This is a genomic window from Gluconobacter cerinus, from assembly GCF_025961355.1.
GTDB classification, from domain to species: domain Bacteria; phylum Pseudomonadota; class Alphaproteobacteria; order Acetobacterales; family Acetobacteraceae; genus Gluconobacter; species Gluconobacter cerinus.
This window is the reverse complement of record NZ_JAOQNM010000001.1, coordinates 2,446,904-2,464,915: the sequence shown is the minus strand read 5'-3', so window position 1 is coordinate 2,464,915 and position 18,012 is coordinate 2,446,904. Positions and strand designations below refer to the sequence as shown.

15 protein-coding genes are annotated in these 18,012 nt (G+C 57.3%); all 15 read left to right on the top strand.

The features are described from left to right. Positions 1–1,194, top strand: a complete 1,194-nt coding sequence (locus tag M2305_RS11500) for an FtsW/RodA/SpoVE family cell cycle protein (protein WP_086633620.1) — start codon at positions 1–3, stop codon at positions 1,192–1,194. Beyond that, positions 1,191–2,288: an undecaprenyldiphospho-muramoylpentapeptide beta-N-acetylglucosaminyltransferase gene (gene murG, locus M2305_RS11495; RefSeq protein ID WP_264649426.1), complete on the top strand. Its 1,098-nt coding sequence runs from the start codon at positions 1,191–1,193 to the stop codon at positions 2,286–2,288. The genes M2305_RS11500 and murG overlap by 4 nt, the downstream gene beginning before the upstream one ends. A gap of 40 nt (positions 2,289–2,328) precedes the next feature. After that, positions 2,329–3,765 carry a UDP-N-acetylmuramate--L-alanine ligase gene (gene murC, locus M2305_RS11490; RefSeq protein WP_046901369.1) on the top strand — a complete coding sequence of 479 codons (1,437 nt, stop codon included), beginning with the start codon at positions 2,329–2,331 and terminating at the stop codon, positions 3,763–3,765. Further along, positions 3,762–4,676 carry a UDP-N-acetylmuramate dehydrogenase gene (gene murB, locus M2305_RS11485; RefSeq protein WP_264649425.1) on the top strand — a complete coding sequence of 305 codons (915 nt, stop codon included), beginning with the start codon at positions 3,762–3,764 and terminating at the stop codon, positions 4,674–4,676. The genes murC and murB overlap by 4 nt, the downstream gene beginning before the upstream one ends. Then, a complete protein-coding gene (locus M2305_RS11480; RefSeq protein ID WP_264649424.1) occupies positions 4,673–5,584 on the top strand; it encodes a D-alanine--D-alanine ligase in 912 nt (303 codons plus the stop codon). Before murB ends, M2305_RS11480 begins: the two co-directional genes overlap by 4 nt. Beyond that, entirely contained in the window at positions 5,584–6,528 is a 945-nt protein-coding gene (locus M2305_RS11475; protein ID WP_080951485.1) for a cell division protein FtsQ/DivIB, read from the top strand. The genes M2305_RS11480 and M2305_RS11475 overlap by 1 nt, the downstream gene beginning before the upstream one ends. Beyond that, on the top strand, positions 6,525–7,922 hold the full coding sequence (ftsA, locus tag M2305_RS11470) for a cell division protein FtsA (protein WP_264649423.1): 1,398 nt from the start codon (positions 6,525–6,527) through the stop codon (positions 7,920–7,922). The genes M2305_RS11475 and ftsA overlap by 4 nt, the downstream gene beginning before the upstream one ends. A gap of 58 nt (positions 7,923–7,980) precedes the next feature. Continuing rightward, positions 7,981–9,525, top strand: a complete 1,545-nt coding sequence (gene ftsZ / locus M2305_RS11465) for a cell division protein FtsZ (RefSeq protein WP_264649422.1) — start codon at positions 7,981–7,983, stop codon at positions 9,523–9,525. Positions 9,526–9,660: 135 nt separating this feature from the next. Then, positions 9,661–10,698 (top strand): UDP-3-O-acyl-N-acetylglucosamine deacetylase, encoded by a 1,038-nt coding sequence (gene lpxC / locus M2305_RS11460; protein ID WP_211497263.1) that lies wholly within the window; start codon positions 9,661–9,663, stop codon positions 10,696–10,698. 68 nt (positions 10,699–10,766) lie between these two features. Further along, positions 10,767–11,660: an outer membrane protein assembly factor BamD gene (locus tag M2305_RS11455; protein ID WP_046901363.1), complete on the top strand. Its 894-nt coding sequence runs from the start codon at positions 10,767–10,769 to the stop codon at positions 11,658–11,660. 45 nt (positions 11,661–11,705) lie between these two features. Continuing rightward, entirely contained in the window at positions 11,706–13,424 is a 1,719-nt protein-coding gene (gene recN, locus M2305_RS11450; RefSeq protein ID WP_211500632.1) for a DNA repair protein RecN, read from the top strand. Then, the gene (gene ligA / locus M2305_RS11445) at positions 13,421–15,457 is read left to right on the top strand and encodes an NAD-dependent DNA ligase LigA (protein WP_264649421.1); all 2,037 of its coding nucleotides are present in this window, start codon (positions 13,421–13,423) and stop codon (positions 15,455–15,457) included. Before recN ends, ligA begins: the two co-directional genes overlap by 4 nt. Before the next feature lie 86 nt (positions 15,458–15,543). After that, positions 15,544–16,887 carry a hemolysin family protein gene (locus M2305_RS11440; protein WP_046902044.1) on the top strand — a complete coding sequence of 448 codons (1,344 nt, stop codon included), beginning with the start codon at positions 15,544–15,546 and terminating at the stop codon, positions 16,885–16,887. Positions 16,888–16,982: 95 nt separating this feature from the next. After that, the gene (locus tag M2305_RS11435) at positions 16,983–17,543 is read left to right on the top strand and encodes an isochorismatase family protein (RefSeq protein ID WP_264649420.1); all 561 of its coding nucleotides are present in this window, start codon (positions 16,983–16,985) and stop codon (positions 17,541–17,543) included. Between the two features lie 28 nt (positions 17,544–17,571). Then, positions 17,572–17,982 carry an Ivy family c-type lysozyme inhibitor gene (locus M2305_RS11430; RefSeq protein WP_211503927.1) on the top strand — a complete coding sequence of 137 codons (411 nt, stop codon included), beginning with the start codon at positions 17,572–17,574 and terminating at the stop codon, positions 17,980–17,982. Positions 17,983–18,012 lie beyond the last annotated feature (30 nt).

Sequence of the window (18,012 nt, the reverse complement as noted above, 5' to 3'; positions counted from 1 at the left end):
ATGGCGGGCTCCTCCCGTGTCGATTCATCGGCAATCGCCCGCTGGTGGCGCAATACCGACCGGGTCACGCTCGCCTGTGTCGGAATTCTGATCGGCCTGGGTTACGTGCTGATGCTCGCGGCCAGCCCTGCCGTGGCTTCGAGAATTGGCGCGTCCCGCAACATGTTCATCCTCAAGCAGGTGATCTTCCTGGCACTGGCTGGGGCGATCGTGCTTGGTGTGTCTTATCTTTCGCGAGCGGGCGTCAAAAAGCTGGCCTTTATCGGGGGTATTCTTGCCCTCGCCGCCACAGCCATGACACTGGTGCACGGGATGGAGATCAAAGGCGCGCGCCGCTGGATCGCCCTGCCCATGATGTCCGTGCAGCCTTCAGAATTTCTCAAACCCTGCTTTGCCGTCATGACGGGCTGGCTGCTCTCCGCACGCCGGACGGTCGTTTTGCGGGGGAACATAGCGTTCCCCGGAATGCTGATCGCATTCGCATGCTTTGGCGTCATTCTGGCACTCCTCAAGTCCCAGCCAGACATTGGAATGTTGTCCGTCATCACCATGGTTTTCATGACGCAGCTTTTCGTCGACGGACTGCGTCTGTATTGGGTTGGGCTTTGTGTTGCAGGCATGATTGGTGCGTTCGGCATGGCGTTCGTCATGTTCCCGCACGTGCGCTCCCGTGTTGAGCGGTTCCTGCATCCGGACGTTGGCGATCACTATCAGATCGACACGGCGCTTCGCGCTTTCGGAAATGGGGGTTTGCTCGGACGTGGGCCAGGTGAAGGACGCGTCAAGGATCTGCTGCCTGATGCTCATGCCGACTTTGTTTTCGCCGTTGCTGGCGAAGAGTACGGTCTGTTGCTTTGCTTCGGCATTATCACCGTGTTCGGCATTATTGTCCTGCGCACCCTGCTGAAACTTATGCGGGAAGAAGATCCTTTTGTGATCGTCTCCGCGGCAGGGCTAGTAACAGGGTTCGGACTACAGGCGTTCGTCAACATGGGGTCAACACTTCACCTCATCCCAACGAAGGGCATGACGCTGCCATTCATTTCGTATGGTGGAAGTTCGGCCATGTCCATTGCTCTGACCATGGGAATGGTCCTTGCCCTGACGCGCCATCACGTTGGTCCGGGCAAGATTGCCCAGCGTGTCGCCACCCCTTACACCCCCGGTTCCCTTCTTGAGAGAAACACCCCATGAAACGTCCGATTGTCGTTGCTGCCGGTGGAACCGGAGGGCATTTTTTCCCGGCTGAAGCTGTTGCAACCGTCCTGGCAGAACGTGGGCATGACCTTGTTCTCATGACGGACGCCAGGCATGGACGGCGTGAGACTGGTCTGTTCAAAGATCGGCCGCAGTACGTGCTGGACGGCGCGGGCGTGGCTGGCAAAGGCCTTGGGGGAAAAGTGCGGGGTATCACCGCACTTTTCCGAGGCATGCTCGAAGCACGCCGGATTCTTAAAACACTTGATGCGGCCGCTGTTGTCGGGTTTGGCGGATATCCATCCATTCCGCCGCTTCTGGCCTCTCGCATGTTGCCAAAATCGCAGCGTCCGGAAATGGTTATTCACGAAGGAAACGCGGTTCTCGGGCAGGCAAATGCCTTTCTGTCGCGCTTTTCTCCGCTCATCGCTACGTCTTATGACAGCGTTGCGCGCCTCCCGCAGGGCGCCCGCATCACTCTGACGGGTATGCCTGTTCGGGCCGGGATCGAAGCCCTGTTCGGGCAACCCTATACCGCACCGACAGAGACTGTTCGGCTCCTGGTCTGGGGTGGCTCTCTCGGTGCCCGCGTATTATCAGATATTGTGCCACAGGCTCTGGCTGCCCTGCCGGTTGGCTTCCGCACACGTCTGCATGTCACGCAACAGGTTCGTGCAGAAGACACTGATCGCGTTCGTGCCATCTATGAAGATGCTGGTATTGCGGTTGAGGTTGAGCCTTTTTTCAACGACGTTCCCGAGCGACTGAAATCAGCACACCTGGTTATTGGTCGCGCAGGTGGATCTTCTGTCGCGGAACTGGCCATGGCCGGACTGCCATCCATTCTAGTGCCCTTGCCCATCGCCGCCTCTGACGAACAGGGCGCGAATGGAAAAGCGTTACAGGATGCGGGAGCGGCCTGGATGGTTCGTCAGCCGGATTTCACATCTGCGGCTCTCACAGCTCTTGTCGCTGACCTGATTACCCATCCTGAGCGTCTGTCCGCTGCGGCCGAAGCTGCACGCCGGTTTGCTCGCCCTCATGCTGCCGCAAAGGTAGCAGACCTGATCGAAGCTGGCCTTCGGTCCTGATCATCTCTTTTTACCCTATTACCTCAAGAGTACCTGCCCCATGCGCGCCCTGCCCCTGAACATCGGAACCATTCATTTCGTCGGTATCGGCGGTATCGGGATGTCCGGCATTGCAGAAGTCCTGCACATGCTGGGCTACCGGGTTCAGGGTTCAGATATTGCGGAAAGCTCGAATGTTCAGCGTCTACGACACGCTGGCATCCAGATCCACATCGGACATGATGCCTCCAATCTGGGTGACGCCCAGGTTGTCGTGACCTCTACCGCCGTCAAGAAAGACAACCCTGAGGTTGTTGCGGCGCGGGCAAAGCTGATCCCGGTCGTTCGTCGTGCGGAAATGCTGGCAGAACTGATGCGACTGCGCTGGTCTGTCGCGATCGGCGGCACACACGGCAAGACCACGACGACAAGCCTTGTGGCGTGTGTTCTGGAGCATGCGAAGCTGGACCCGACCGTCATCAATGGTGGCATCATCGAGGCATACGGCACCAACACCCGTATGGGCTCCGGTGACTGGATGGTTGTTGAGGCCGACGAAAGCGACGGATCATTCCTTCGTTTACCTGCGGTCATTGCGGTCATCACGAACATGGATCCCGAGCATCTGGATCACTGGGGTACGGAAGAAGCCATGCAGGCGGGCTATGACCAGTTCGTCTCCAACATTCCGTTCTATGGCTTTGCGGTGCTGTGCGTAGATCACCCTCAGGTTCAGCAGATGATCCCGCGCCTGTCCGATCACCGCATCATCACCTACGGTTTCAGCCCGCAAGCCGATGTTCGTGCTGAGAAGGTCGTGATGGACAAGCGTGGCGCAACATTCGAGGTTGTGGTCACGAACCGCGCCCGCAACCGCACGCGTCGCGCCGGTCCGTTCCGCCTGCCAATGCTGGGGCATCATAACGTTCTGAACTCTCTGGCAGCCATCGCGGTGGCGCTGGAAATGGAAATCAGTGATTCCGTCATCGCCTCCGGCCTTGCGTCCTTCAAGGGCGTGAAGCGTCGTTTCACGCGGACGGGTGAATTCAATGGCGTGTCAATCATTGACGATTATGGTCACCATCCGGTCGAGATTGCGGCTGTCCTGAAAGCTGCCCGTCAGGCAGGCGCAAAGAACGTCATCGCCGTGGTGCAGCCGCATCGCTATTCCCGCCTGAAAGGCCTGTTCGGCGAATTCTGCACCTGCATGAACGATGCTGACACCGTTATCGTGGCTGACGTGTATGCAGCTGGTGAAAGCCCGATTGAAGGCGCAGATCGTGATGCTCTGGTTGAAGGCCTGCGGGATCGTGGACATCGGTCTGTTGTGCCATTGCCCTCACCTGAGCTTCTTCCTGAAATGGTGAATGCAATTGCAAAGCCTGGCGACTACGTCGTCTGCCTCGGTGCTGGCACAATTACCCAGTGGGCTCAGACCCTTCCGCAAGAACTGGAAGCTCTGAACACCAAGAGCCCGGCGCCGGAAAGCGCTGTATGAGCGACAACTTTCCAGTTCAGGGCCTTCGCGGACGTCTGACCGCCAATGCACCGCTGGGAGCCCGCGCCTGGTTCCGTACTGGCGGCCCGGCTGACTGGCTGTTCGTGCCAGAAGACGCCGATGATCTGGCTGACCTGCTGCGGAACCGCCCCGTTGGCATGTCCCTGACAGTTTTGGGCGCATGCTCAAATGTCATCATCCGCGATGGTGGTATTGAAGGCGTGGTGGTCCGGCTGGCCCGTGGTTTCTCGGACATTGAAGTCCAGACTGACGGCCTGGTAGTGGGCGCCGCAGCTCTGGATGTTACGGTGGCCGAGCACAGTGCCGCTGCAGGCCTGGCTGGACTGGAATTTCTTGTCGGCATTCCCGGGTCCATCGGCGGCGCTGTGCGCATGAATGCTGGCGCTTATGGTTCGGACATCAATGCCGTTCTCGATTGGGTGGATATTCTCACGTCAGATGGCGAGTTGCGTCGCCTCACCTGTGAAGAACTGGGCTTTGCGTACCGTCATTCGGCTTTGCCGGAAGGTGCTATTGTCATTCGGGCCAGACTGCGTGGCACACCGAACGCGCCAGATGCCATTCGGGAACGCCTTGCAGAAATTCGTGCCTCTCGCGAAGCGTCCCAGCCTGTTCGTGCCCGCACTGGTGGCTCAACGTTTCGTAACCCAGACGGTCACAAAGCCTGGGCGCTGATTGATGAAGCAGGTTGCCGTGGCCTGACGCTGGGTGGCGCTCAGGTCAGTGAGAAGCATTGCAACTTCCTGCTGAACATTGGTGATGCCAGTAGCGAACAGCTTGAAACGCTTGGGGAAACTGTTCGCAAGAAAGTTCTGGACCACAGCGGAATTGACCTGCACTGGGAGATCAGACGCATTGGTCGTCGTGACGTAGGAGAGAAGACAGTATGAAGGTCGCAGTTTTATATGGCGGTACGTCCAGCGAGCGACCTGTCAGCCTTGTCAGTGGCAATGCAGCCATCTCCGCCCTGCGCGAGAAGGGGCATGAAGTAACGCCAGTCGATGTCGGCGCCGATATTGCCGTCACGATCCAGGCTCTAAAAGAGGCCGCCCCGGACGTCGTCTTCAATGCATTACATGGCCCCAAAGGCGAAGATGGCGCCATTCAGGGTGTGCTGGAATGGATGGGACTTCCGTACACACACTCTGGTATCCGCGCCTCTGCTGTCGCAATGGACAAGGGAGCAACCCGTATGCTGCTCGCGGCAGCGGGACTTCCCATTGCGGAAGGCCGTGTCATCACGCCTGAAGAACTGGCAGAAGCAGACCCGCTGCCCGTTCCGTACGTTGTGAAGCCCGTTGCAGAAGGATCGTCGGTCGGCGTTGAAATTATCCGCCAGGGTGACAACCGTCGTGCCGAAATCGCAAAGAACTGGCGCTTCGGCAAAGAAGCTCTTGTTGAAGCCTTCGTGCCTGGCCGTGAATTGACTGCGGGCGTGATGGGTGACCGCGCTCTCGCCGTAACCGACATCCTGCCTGCCGAAACGGCTGCATTCTACGATTTCGAAGCAAAGTACAAAGCTGGTGGCTCCAGGCACGTCGTCCCGGCAGAGCTGCCAGAAAGCGTGACCGAGCGTGCACTGGATTATGCTCTGCGTGCTCATCAGATTCTGGGATGTTCTGGCGCCAGCAGAACGGATTTCCGCTACGATGACGAGACAGACACTCTGATCGTTCTCGAGGTTAACACGCAGCCCGGTATGACCCCAACCTCACTGCTCCCGGAACAGGCTGCGTATTGCGGTATCTCCTATCCGGATCTTTGTGACTGGCTGGTTCAGGAGGCACTGACCCGCTGATGCGCAGGGACTCCCGCCCTCAGGAACCCGATTTCCGACGTGACCCAGCTTTCCGCCCGGCGCCGATGCCGCCTTACGAGGACCGGCCGTCACGGACGAAACTGTTCCTGCGCCGTCAACGGAAACTGATTCGCCCAGGAATCGTATTCCTTGTCGTGGTCGGACTGGGAGGAGTAGGAGCGCGCCTCCTGTATGACGCAGCGTCGGAGGAGCGTTTTGCTCCGCTAAGAGCCAAACTTGTGGCTATGGAGCCGCTGCCTATTCGGCACGTCATCATCAATGGTCGCGGCATGACCAGCGAAGCATCAATTTACGAAGCACTGGGAACGAGCACTGGTCACCCAATTTTTGGTTTTTCTGTCGAAGCCGCACGCCAGCGCATTGATGAACTTCCCTTCGTTGATCATGCGACCGTCGAGCGGCGGATGCCGGATACGATCATCATTAACCTGACCGAACGTACACCCATCGCCGTCTGGCAAACACATGGACATTTTTCGCTCATTAATCAGGCCGGCGAAGAAGTTCCCGATCAGGGCATGACAGGCAAGAATGCTCAGGCATTCCTTCAGCTACCGCTTGTCGTTGGCGATGGTGCCAATACTGCCGCGTCCGTCGTCATTGACGCTTTAGCCAAACAGCCCGATGTCAAATCCCGTGTGACGGCTCTCATTCGTGTGGGAAACAGGCGCTGGAATGTGACCCTGAAAGACGGGACAACTGTCATGCTCCCCGAAGGCGAAGAGGCCGCAGCGTTTGCACGTCTCGCGCAATACCAGACAAGCATGAACCTGCTGGATCGTCCTGTCGTCTCGATTGACATGCGCCTTCCAGATCGCATGGTCATTCATCAGACACCCGCGCCCACACCTCCTCCTGACGCGCCCAAAACAGACTCACCCGCCCCTCCTTCTGACAGCAGCCAGACGACACAGCAGCCATGACCGATCTTACACCAACGTCCGATCTTCCGGCCTTTCGCCGCCGGGGTGGTCTGCGGGGCCGGTCCCTGATCCCTGTGGGGGGCGAACGCGAAGTTGCGCTGAACCGCGCATCACGTGAAATCCTGCCGCTGCCTCCGGAAGAGACATCCAAACCTCGCGTCTGGCGCAATGGCGTTTTCGGTGCGCTGGATATCGGCACAACGAAAATGACCTGCCTCATTGGCAAGGGTGAGCCGGATGGTTCCATTCAGGTTCTGGGTTATGGCTGGCGGCGCTCTCACGGCATTCGATCTGGATCGATCGTCGATATTCGTGAAACCGAAGCTGCCATTCGCGCCACCGTTGGTCAGGCAGAGGAAGCCGCAGAGCGACGCATGGACTCGCTGGTCGTCAATCTGTCCTGTGGTCATCCCCGAAGCCGCCTGATCGATGCCCACATGCCCATTGGTGGCCGTGAAGTGACGGATGGCGATGTTCAGCGCCTGATCACGGACGGGCAGGCTCGTGCATGGTCAGAAGGTCGGGACGTCATCCATACCCTTCCCATCGGGTATGTCGTTGACTCCATGCCTGGTATTGCTGATCCGCGTGGCCATCAGTGTGAACAACTGGCGACGAAACTGCACGTTGTTGACATGAACTCCAGTGCTCTCCGCACACTGGATACCGTTCTTCAGCATTCAGAGCTCAAACTCGACGGACTGGTTTCCAGCCCCTTTGCCTCTGGCGTTGCCGTGCTGGCTGACGAAGAACGTGATCTGGGCGTTACCGTCGTGGAAATGGGAGGCGGAACCACCTCTCTCGCAGTTTTCTGTGAAGGCCGACTGATCCATACGGCACAAATCCCTGTTGGTGGCCTTCATGTTACCCGTGATATTGCGGGCGTTCTTTCGACGTCTCTGGAAACTGCAGAGCGCCTGAAAACCATGTATGGTGCGGCACAGCTCGGGTCCGACGATCAACGCGAAATCCTCTCCGTGCCCCTCATTGGAGAAGGCCGGGACCGTTTGGCCCGTATTCCACGCTCGAAAGTGATCTCCGTTATTCAGCCTCGCGTTGAAGAGACACTTGAACTTGTGCGCCATGCTCTGGACAATGCAGGTCTGGGACGTCTCGCCAACGGGCGTGTTGTTCTGACAGGCGGAGCTTCCCTGATGGAAGGCATTGTGCCTGTCGCAACACGCATTCTTGCCCGGCCGGTTCGCATGGGCAAACCGCTGAACGTTCATGGCCTGCCGGAGACTGCTGCAGCTTCGGCCGGTTTTTCCACCGCTGCGGGGCTTCTGGCCTGGGCAGCGGGCGCAGATCGGGACTTTGGGGACATTTCAACCCCGGAACCTCGATCTGGCAGCCTTCTGAAACGTCTCGTGGGGTTCATCCGCGACCGTGGATGAGCTACACAGAAAATAACGCCCTTTTTTCCGTTGCTTCCTCGCAGTTCCGGACCTGATCATGACTTTGAACCTTACCCCGACCCCGAACTCTCACGTTGAACTGGCCCCGCGCATTACCGTCGTCGGTGTTGGTGGTGGTGGCACGAATGCCGTCAACAACATGATCGATTCGGAGCTCAAGGGCGTCGAGTTCGTTGTTGCCAACACGGATGCGCAGCAGCTCGCCCACTCCAAGGCTGAACGCCGCGTCCAGCTTGGCCCCCATCTGACACGCGGTCTCGGCGCAGGCGCCAAGCCGGAAATCGGCCGCGAAGCTGCTGAAGAAGCTGCACAGGAAATCGAGCGTCAGCTCGAAGGGGCAAATCTGGTCTTCATCACAGCCGGTATGGGCGGTGGTACGGGTACGGGTGCGGCCCCGGTTATCGCGCGCATGGCCCGTGAACGCGGCGTTCTGACAGTTGGTGTGGTGTCGAAGCCCTTCAACTTTGAAGGTCGCCGCCGCACGCTGGCTGCTGAGTCCGGTATCGCCGAGCTTCAAAAGCACGTCGATACCCTGATTGTTATTCCGAACCAGAACCTGTTCAATTCCGCGAACCAGAACACGACGTTCCGTGAAGCCTTTAAAATGGCTGACAACGTCCTGAACATGGGTGTTCGCGGCATTACGGACCTGATGGTCTCTCCGGGCCTCATCAATCTCGACTTTGCGGACGTGAAGGCCGTGATGGAAGAGATGGGCAAAGCCATGATGGGCACCGGTGAAGCCACCACGGAAGACGACGGTGAAGATCGCGCCGTTGCCGCTGCCGAGCGCGCCATTTCCAACCCACTGCTTGAAGATGCCTCCATGGCTGGCGCCCGCGGTCTGCTGATCAACATCACAGGTGGTGAAGATCTGACACTTTACGAAGTGAACGCAGCTGCTGACCGTATTCGTGAAGAAGTTGCCGAAGAAGCCAACATCATCTTTGGTGCTCTGATCGATGAAAACATGAACGGGCGCATCCGCGTTTCAGTTGTGGCGACCGGCATCGACACCCAGTCCAGAAATGATCCGGGCAACACAGAAACCGCTCCTGCGTCGCCTCCGCAGCAGGCCCCGTCGGCCTCGGCTCCACGTGATACGTCTGCTCAAAGCCGCCAGGCACCCCAGACGTTTCAGCCGGGATCAACCTACGCAGGTGGGCCGCCACGCCCGAACTTCAACCTTGACCCGAACGCGTCACAGCAGCCTGCATCGCCCCCACCGGCAGCAGAGAGCCCGGTTGCACCACCGCCACATGCGGCCCCTCAGCAGCCGCACGTCGCAGCCCCGCAGGACGATGCAGCACCTCGCTCCCCGCGCGCTGGCCTGTTTTCCGAGCCGCCACGTGCACCAGCTCCAGAAGCCCCACGCAGCATTTTCGGCCTTATGACAGGCGCTTTCCGGAGCCGTCCGGCTCCGCAGCAAGTAGCCCCGCAAGCACCGCGCACGGAACAGAACAGCCGTGACGCATATCAGCAGACGGATCATCATAACCCCTCCGACCAGCGCCATAACCAAGCGCCGTCTGACGGTAGCGATGATTCCACGCTCGATATTCCCACCTATCTCCGTCGCTGAATAAGCGAACTGCTTTCCTGCAAAATCTTGCGCATCGCAGGAAAGCAGTCAGGTAATATCCGGCAACAATCATTGAATGGCACTCCGGCGATGACTGGGTTTTATTATAAGCCAGTCTAAATCGTCGGGGGATTCATGCAGGTTACGCCAGCGCATCATGGAAAGTCGGTTCCAGCAGATCGAAAGGTCCGCCCGCTACTTTCCAGCGCGTCTGACAGCACGCAGACGCCTCTTTTCTCTGAGCGTCCCGATTTGAAGAACCTGCAGACAACCCTTCATTCTCCCATATCCTGCCGAGGCATCGCCCTTCACAGTGGCCTTGATGTCGATCTGGAAATTTCTCCAGCCGAAGCGGATACAGGTATTCGCTTTCAGCGGAGCGATTACCCCGGCTCTCCTTCGTTTCCCGCTCTCTATGACCGGATTATCGACACCAAACTCTCGACTGTTGTCGCATGCAAAGACGATCCTTCTTTACGTGTAGCGACCATTGAGCATTTGATGGCGGCGCTTAACGCCATGGAAATTGATAATGCGCTCATTTCAGTCAGCGGGCCGGAACTGCCTGTTCTGGATGGTTCGGCAGATGCCTTTGCCTTCCTCTTGCGATGCGCGGGCAAGAAAACGCTGAATACGCCACGAAAAATTATTGAAATTCTTCGAAACGTTAGAGTTGAGGGCGACAACGGCGCTTTTGCTGAGCTGCGCCCGGCTCAACGCGGTCTTTCTCTTGCAATTTCGTTAAATTTTGATGCTGAAGCCATCGGGTGTCAGCGCTATGCCATGCAGCTTGATCCGGCGCGTTTTCTGGAAGAAGTGTCTTTCTGCCGTACTTTTGTGAACCGCAAAGACATTGAGTATCTTCAAAGTATCGGCCTCGCCCGTGGCGGGTCTCTCGACAATGCTGTTGTAGTGGACGGTAAGACCATCCTTAATCCAGCGGGCCTGAAAATCGAACGGGAATTTGCCCGGCATAAGCTTTTGGATGCTATCGGTGATCTCTATTGCTGCGGCTATCGTCTGAAAGCGGGATTTATCGGCCATAAGTCTGGTCACAAGATCAATAACGAGCTTCTGCGCAGCGTTTTCTCAGATCAGAAAAACTGGCGTTTTGAAGCAGAGACCCCTACCGTTTCGGCACGCGGCCATCGTCGCACACGCGTCGCAGCCTAAGGTTAAATGGCGGGTCTTTCGTCCCCGCATTCCCGTGATATAAGACGGGCTTCACGGGAAGAGCAGGTATGGCAAGCAGCACTCAGCATCATTTCGAAGTGTCCTGGAACGGACGGGGTCTTGTTCTGAAGGCTGCGGCCGTAAGCGGTTTGCTGCTTCTGTCAGGCTGTTCATTGCTTTCTCACAAGCATGAGAAGCCGGTCATTCCAAAGGCTGCTGACGCAGAGACGCTGTATAACTACGGTATCGATGCTCTTCATTCCGGCCGATATGAACTGGCGGGCGGCGAATTCGAGCTGCTTCAGCAGAACTATCCGTATTCCGGCTTCACCGGAAATGCCGAGCTGATGGAAGGCTATGCCTACTACCTGCAAGGTGAGTATGCGCTTTCGGTTCAGCAGCTTGAGCGTTATCTCCAGCTCCACCCGACCAGCCCTGATGCGGCCTATGCCTTCTATCTGCGCGCGCTTTGCTATTATGAGCAAATCGCTGACGTGCAGCGTGACCAGCAGGGAACGGTTGAAGCCCTTGATGCTCTGGAAGAGGTTATTACCCGCTTCCCACAGACAGCGTACGCACGTGATGCCCAGCTGAAGATTGATCTGTGCCGTGATCATCTTGCAGGCAAGGAAATGCTGGTTGGCCGCTGGTATCAGCAGCAGCGCAACTATGAAGCCGCAATGACGCGTTATCAGCGTGTCGTGCAGGATTTCCAGACCACGAACCACGTGGCTGAAGCGCTGGAGCGTCTTGTCGAAGTCTATTTGGCTCTCGGTCTCAAGGATCAGGCCAGACAGACGGCATCCGTACTGGGCTACAACTATCCAGACAGTCAGTGGTACCGCTATGCCTATGCAAATCTGCGGGATAACAAGCTGCTGTCCAGTGAGTTCAAGCAGCCCACCAAGACGTCCAGCAAGCCGCGTGGATTCTTTTCCCGCGCCTGGCATAGCGTATTCTGATGTGAGGCGTTTGAAACACGCCTCACTACACACAACATTCCCGTCATGCTGACCCATCTCTCGATCCGTGACGTCGTTCTGATCGAAAAGCTCGATCTGACCTTGGCCGCTGGTCTCACCGTTCTGACGGGCGAGACCGGTGCTGGTAAATCCATCCTGCTCGATAGCCTTGGCCTTGCCCTCGGCGACCGTGCCAATGCTGGACTGATCCGCTCCGGGGCAGCGCAAGCCAGTGTGGCTGCCATCTTTGAAGTTCCGTCCGGGCATCCTGTTTTCACTCTCCTAAGTGAACAGGGAATCGCACTGGAGGAAGCTTCGGAGCCTCTGGTGCTGCGCCGTATCGTCACGCCTGATGGACGCTCACGCGCTTATGTCTCGGATCAGCCGGTTGGAATTAGCCTGCTGCGGCGTATCGCGTCTCAACTCGTAGAAATCCAGGGCCAGCACGAGCAGATGGGTCTCGCTGATCAGAGCACTCACCTGAATTTGCTGGATGCCTTTGGCGTCAAACGGGACCTGTTGGCGCGAACCGCCACAACGTTTCATCAATGGGCCAATGCCCGCACAGCCCTCGCAAAGGCACGCTCCGAAATGGATGCTGCTGCGCGCGAGGAAGAGTGGCTGCGCGCGACAGTTGATGACCTCTCGACTTTGGCTCCTCAGGAAGGCGAAGAAGAGTCGCTTGCCGCGCTCCGTGTCAGTCTTCAGCAAGACGAACGTCGCGGAGAGGCTGTTGCCGCAGCCCTTTCTGAACTGACGCCGCGTGACCGACGCTCATCAAACCCTTCCGCAGCTTTGCGGTCTGCCAGCAGGGCATTGGTCCGGCTGCTGCCGTCTTCTGCAGAAACTGAGGGCAGCACCTCCACTCATCAGGCGCAGGCTCAGGAAGCTTTGGATGCGCTGGAAAAAGCTGAGGAAGCGTTAGCAGAAGCAGAAATGCTGCTAACGCGTCTTGCTGCCGATACGGAGAGCGATCCACGGCTGCTGGAAGAGACAGAAGAGCGTCTTTTCTCCCTGCGGGCCGAAGCCAGAAAACATAATGTCTCGGTCGCCGAACTCCCGTCCTTTCTCGCGTCCCTGAAAAGCCGTCTGGCTGCGCTCGATTCGGGTAATGCCGAACTGTCACGGCTTGAAATCGCTCTGACAGAAGCGCGGCTGGCCTATGAAGAAGCCGCGAAAGCTCTGTCCAAGGCGCGCGAACACTCTGCTCAGAAACTTGAGCAGGCCGTCAGCCGTGAGTTGAAGCCGGTCAAGCTTGAACGCGCCCGTTTCATTGTCTCGCTGCTCCCGCTCGCACCCGAACAATGGAACAGCCGCGGCATGGAGCAATCCTCTTTTCTTATCGCAGCAAACCCCGGTCAGGCGCCCGGTCCATTGGCCAAAGTGGCCTCTGGCGGTGAGCTATCGCGTCTGATGCTGGCGCTGAAGGTTGTGCTGGCTCAGCGCTCTGATGTGGGAACACTGGTCTTTGACGAGGTGGACTCTGGCGTTGGCGGCGCAACCGCATCATCAATCGGCGACCGGCTGCACAAGGTCGCACAGGACGTACAGGTCCTCGTCGTAACGCACAGCCCGCAGGTTGCCGCGCGAGGTGACCATCACCTGCGCATTGCCAAGCGCATCCGCAACGAGCGCACTGAAACACTTGCAGAGCCTCTTTCCCGTGAAGCCCGCCGCGAAGAAATTGCACGAATGCTTGCGGGTGACGTCATTACTGATGCGGCACGCGGCGCCGCAGATAGCCTTCTGGAACAGACCGCATGAATTCTGCCGATCGTCACGCCGAACTTGAGACTCTGCTCACCCGATGGGACGAGGCCTATCACGGCAAGGACGACCCGGAGGTTTCTGACGCAGAATATGATGCTGCCCGGCGTGAGCTTCTGGAACTGGAAGACGCCAACCCTGAGCTTCGTCGTGAGGGAGGAGCGAGCAATCGCGTAGGCGCCCTTCCCGATTCGGCTTTTGGAAAGCACCGTCACCTTGTTCCGATGCTGTCTCTGGATAACGTCTTTGGTGCAGACGGATTTGAAGGATTTGTTTCCCGCGCCGGTCGCTTTCTGGGACTGGATGACGACGGCATTCAAGCCCTTCAATTTGTCGCCGAGCCCAAAATTGACGGCCTCTCTATCAACCTGACGTATGAAAATCGAAAATTCGTCCGGGGCGTCACGCGCGGAAACGGTATCGAGGGTGAAGACGTCACGGCCAATCTGCTGACGCTCAAGGATATTCCGCACACTCTCCCTGATGATGCACCAGATGTCATAGAAATCCGTGGTGAAGTTTTCCTCTCAAAGAAGAACTTCCTAACCCTGAATGAGCAACAGGCAGAGCGCGGAATCAAACCGTTCGCCAATCCGCGAAATGCCGCAGCAGGATCTCTGCGGCAGCTAGACCCGGAAATCACACGCAGCCGACCCTTGTCCCTGTTCGCCTACGCTCAGGGTTACGCATCGTCCGCTGTAAGCGAAACCCATTCAGGATATCTTGAAGCCCTGACACGCTGGGGCTTCACGGTTAATCCCCTGTCCGAACTGATCGAACATGCCCGGGATATCCCCGCGTATGTGGACAGGCTCGCTCTCGATCGCTCCAGCCTCGATTATGATATCGATGGCATTGTCTTCAAACTGAACGATATAGCCCTTCAGAACCGGCTGGGGTTTGCAGGTCGTGCACCGCGCTGGGCCATCGCCTGGAAGTTCCCGGCTGAACAGGCCATCACCCGGCTGCTGCGGATTGAAATTCAGGTCGGACGAACTGGCGCGTTGACCCCTGTGGCTCATCTGGAGCCCGTCAATGTTGGTGGCGTGATCGTTTCGCGCGCAACCCTGCACAACGAAGACGAAATCGCCCGTAAAGACGTTCGTGATGGCGATCTGGTTCGCCTTCAACGTGCCGGAGACGTCATTCCACAAATTCTGAGCGTTGTGGAAAGCGATGAGCCACGCAGCCCGCGATATGTCTTCCCTGATCACTGCCCGGTCTGCGGATCACTGGCTGAGCGTGTTCATGGAGAAGCAGTGCGCCGCTGTACGGGCGGACTGACCTGTGAGGCACAGGTTGTGGAACGCCTCATCCACATGGTGTCACGAGGCGCGTTCGACATTGACGGCCTCGGAGACCGCAGCATCCGAGAATTTCATGCCGCGGGCTACGTCCTGCGCCCAGGAGATATTTTTCGCCTGAGCGCACATCAGGATGAACTTCAGAAACGAGACGGCTGGGGAGAGCTCTCGGTCAGGAATCTTCTACAGGCGATTGATGAGCGACGGACTATATCTCTGGCGAGGCTCATCTTCGGTCTTGGAATTCGCCGGATCGGGGAGCGTAACGCCCAGTTGCTTGCGCGGCATTACGGCACCTTCGAAGCCTGGCGCGACGCAATGGTAGCCGCGAACGCGGGCAGTGAAGAGCGGGAAGCGTTAGATTCCATCATGGGCGTCGGTGGTGCGATTGCAGACGAACTGGTCGCATTCTTTTCAGAAGCCCACAACGTCGAAACACTTGATGATCTTCGGCAGCAACTTCATACAATTGAAGCAGAAGAAGCACCGTCCGAAGGCCACCTCTCGGGTAAAACCATCGTCTTCACCGGCACCCTGACCACAATGACGCGCCCTGAAGCAAAAGCTATCGCGGAGCGTCTTGGGGCACAGGTAACCGATAGTGTTTCCAAAAAGACGTCTCTGGTTGTGCTGGGAGAAAAAGCCGGATCAAAAGCAAAGAAGGCTGCTGATCTGGGGCTCGAAACTGTTGATGAAGCCGGTTGGAGAACATTGGCAGGGATTTGACAGTTTTAAGACATTGAGGACCTGCATGGCTGCCACCCGAAGATAATTGGCGTGTTCTGGTGTCTTCGGAGTATGATGCCGCCTGCATGCAAGTTTCTTCTTACACCCAGCACATGATTGTTCTTCTCCTGCTGGGCCTTCTCGCGACCGTCGTCCTGATCGCGGTCTCCATCCTGATCTCTCTTTCAGAGATTTCCTTCGCCGCAGCTCGTGACGTCAGGCTTCGCTCGAAAGCAGAAGCCGGCGATCCACGAGCCGTTGCCTTTCTGAAGCTCCGTCGCAACAGCGGGCAGGTCATTACTGTCCTGCAGATCTGCCTGAATGCCGTTGGCGTTCTTGGCGGTATCATCAGCGAATCGATGTTGAGCGAGCCCATCGCAGACGGCTTTCAGCTCATGGGCTTTTCGCCGTCTCTTTCGGCCAAGGGCGGCTCGGCCTGCTCCTTCATTCTTATTACGGGACTTTTCGTCCTGTTCGCGGATCTGCTTCCCAAGCGGATTGCGATGAATGCACCGGATCGGATCGCTCTTAAGGTTGGGTGGTTCCCTGCCTTGGCGCTGAAGGTTCTGTATCCTGCGGTGTGGGTCTTTTCGCGCGTATCGGATGTGCTTCTGCGCGTTATGAAAATCCCAGCCGCGGCCACTGTCGAGCCTGTAACGCCTGAAGATCTGCGCGCTATTCTCGCTGCAGGAACAGCCTCTGGTATCCTGCTGGAGCAGGAGCATCAGATGATTCAGAATGTTCTGGGCCTTCAGGATCGCTCCGTAACGTCCGCCATGACCCCGCGTGATGAGATCGTCTTTCTGGACGTTCAGGAAACACCAGAGAGCCAACGGGACAAGGTTCGCGTGCGCCCCTACTCCCGCTATCCCCTTTGCGATGGCGGTCTGGATCGCGTGATCGGGTCTATTCGCGCAGAAGACGTTCTGGTTGCGGTTGTGGATGAGCCGCAATCCAAGGAGAGCCTGACGCCCGTCGCCAGCCAGATCTTCAAGATGCGCCGGGATGTCTTGTCCCTGCCTGACACGCTGAACCTGTGGGAAACTCTCGCGCAGTTTGATGCTCATTCCGCAGGCTTTGCACTGATCGTGAATGAATATGGCCTAGTCGTAGGCCTTATCACCTACAAGGACATCATGGGCGCTCTGATGGATGGTCTGGTCAGCCCATTTGAGGAGCAGGCCATTGTCCGCCGCGATGCCAACTCCTGGCTGATCGATGGAGCAGCACCAATCGGTGACGTTATTCGCGAACTGGATATTCCGATTTTCGACGATGCCCAGAATTTCGATACCGTTGGTGGCTTCGTGATGAATCGCCTGCGTCGCATGGCCCGAAAGGCCGATAGCGTCGAATCTTCAGGCTTCCGATTCGAAGTTGTGGACGTTGAAGGCTTCCGGATTAACCAGCTTCTGGTGACACGCCTCTAACGGGAAACCTTTCTTCCAGGCATGGCGGCTGATTAAGATCGCACAATGCGTTCTGCAGGACATGGTTCCTGCCTCAGCCTCGGAAGATTGCTCCTTTGCCTGATTTTCAGCACTCAGCTCTGATTATCGTCGACGTCCAGAATGATTTTTTGCCTCATGGAGCCTTGGCTGTTCCGAGAGGCGATGAAATCATTGCTCAGGTTAATACCCTGTCCCATCTGGGCTTTGGGGCCGTGATTGCCACTCAGGACTGGCATCCCGCAAATCACTGCTCTTTCACGCAACAAGGCGGACCTTGGCCCGCACATTGTGTTGCAGCGTCGGCAGGTGCTGATTTTCCAAAATCTCTCGATCTTAGCCCGATCAGCCATATCATTCACAAAGGAATGGCGCAGAATCGGGATAGCTACTCAGCGTTCTTCGACAATGACCGTGTCACCTCTACCGGCCTGAATGCGCTCCTCAGCGGCCTTTCCATCAACCATGTTGTGATCTGTGGCCTGGCGCTTGATTTCTGTGTCGCGGCAACTGCTGAGGACGCCATGCGCTGTGGCTTTAGAACAGACATCGCGCTTGAGGCCTGCCGTGGCATCAACGCGGACCAAAGCGCCCTCCTCCAGAAACTGAGGAGTAACGGAATCACTTTGTCTGACTGAACGAGATCGGCTGGAGAGAACACTACATATGAAACTGAAATTATTCGCAGCGATGTTACCCCTTATCGCACTCTCCACCTCACTTGCGTCTGCAGAAGTCCCAACGACACAGGAACTCCTGAGCCGTTCGGGCTTCAAGGAGGCCTATAAAAGCATGATCACTTTGCCGGCCTGGGTCGTGTCAGGACAGGGCACATCAACGCCTGTGGAATATTTTTCTCAGGATGGAAAACGCTATGCACTGGGTCACATGTGCAAACCCCACGACTGTGCGGCGCAGCAACTCGAAATTGTAATGGCAGACGACCATTCAGGCGCATGGGGGCTTTTGTCGATCAAGGCTAACAGCGCCTTGAAGCAAACACTTCTCGGATCACCAGAACCAGCAGTGGAAAAGGTTCTTCGAGATGCCTACAGCAAGAATAATTCTGCCAACTAATTTTTGAAATTTGCTAGGCGCGCGGCGCTG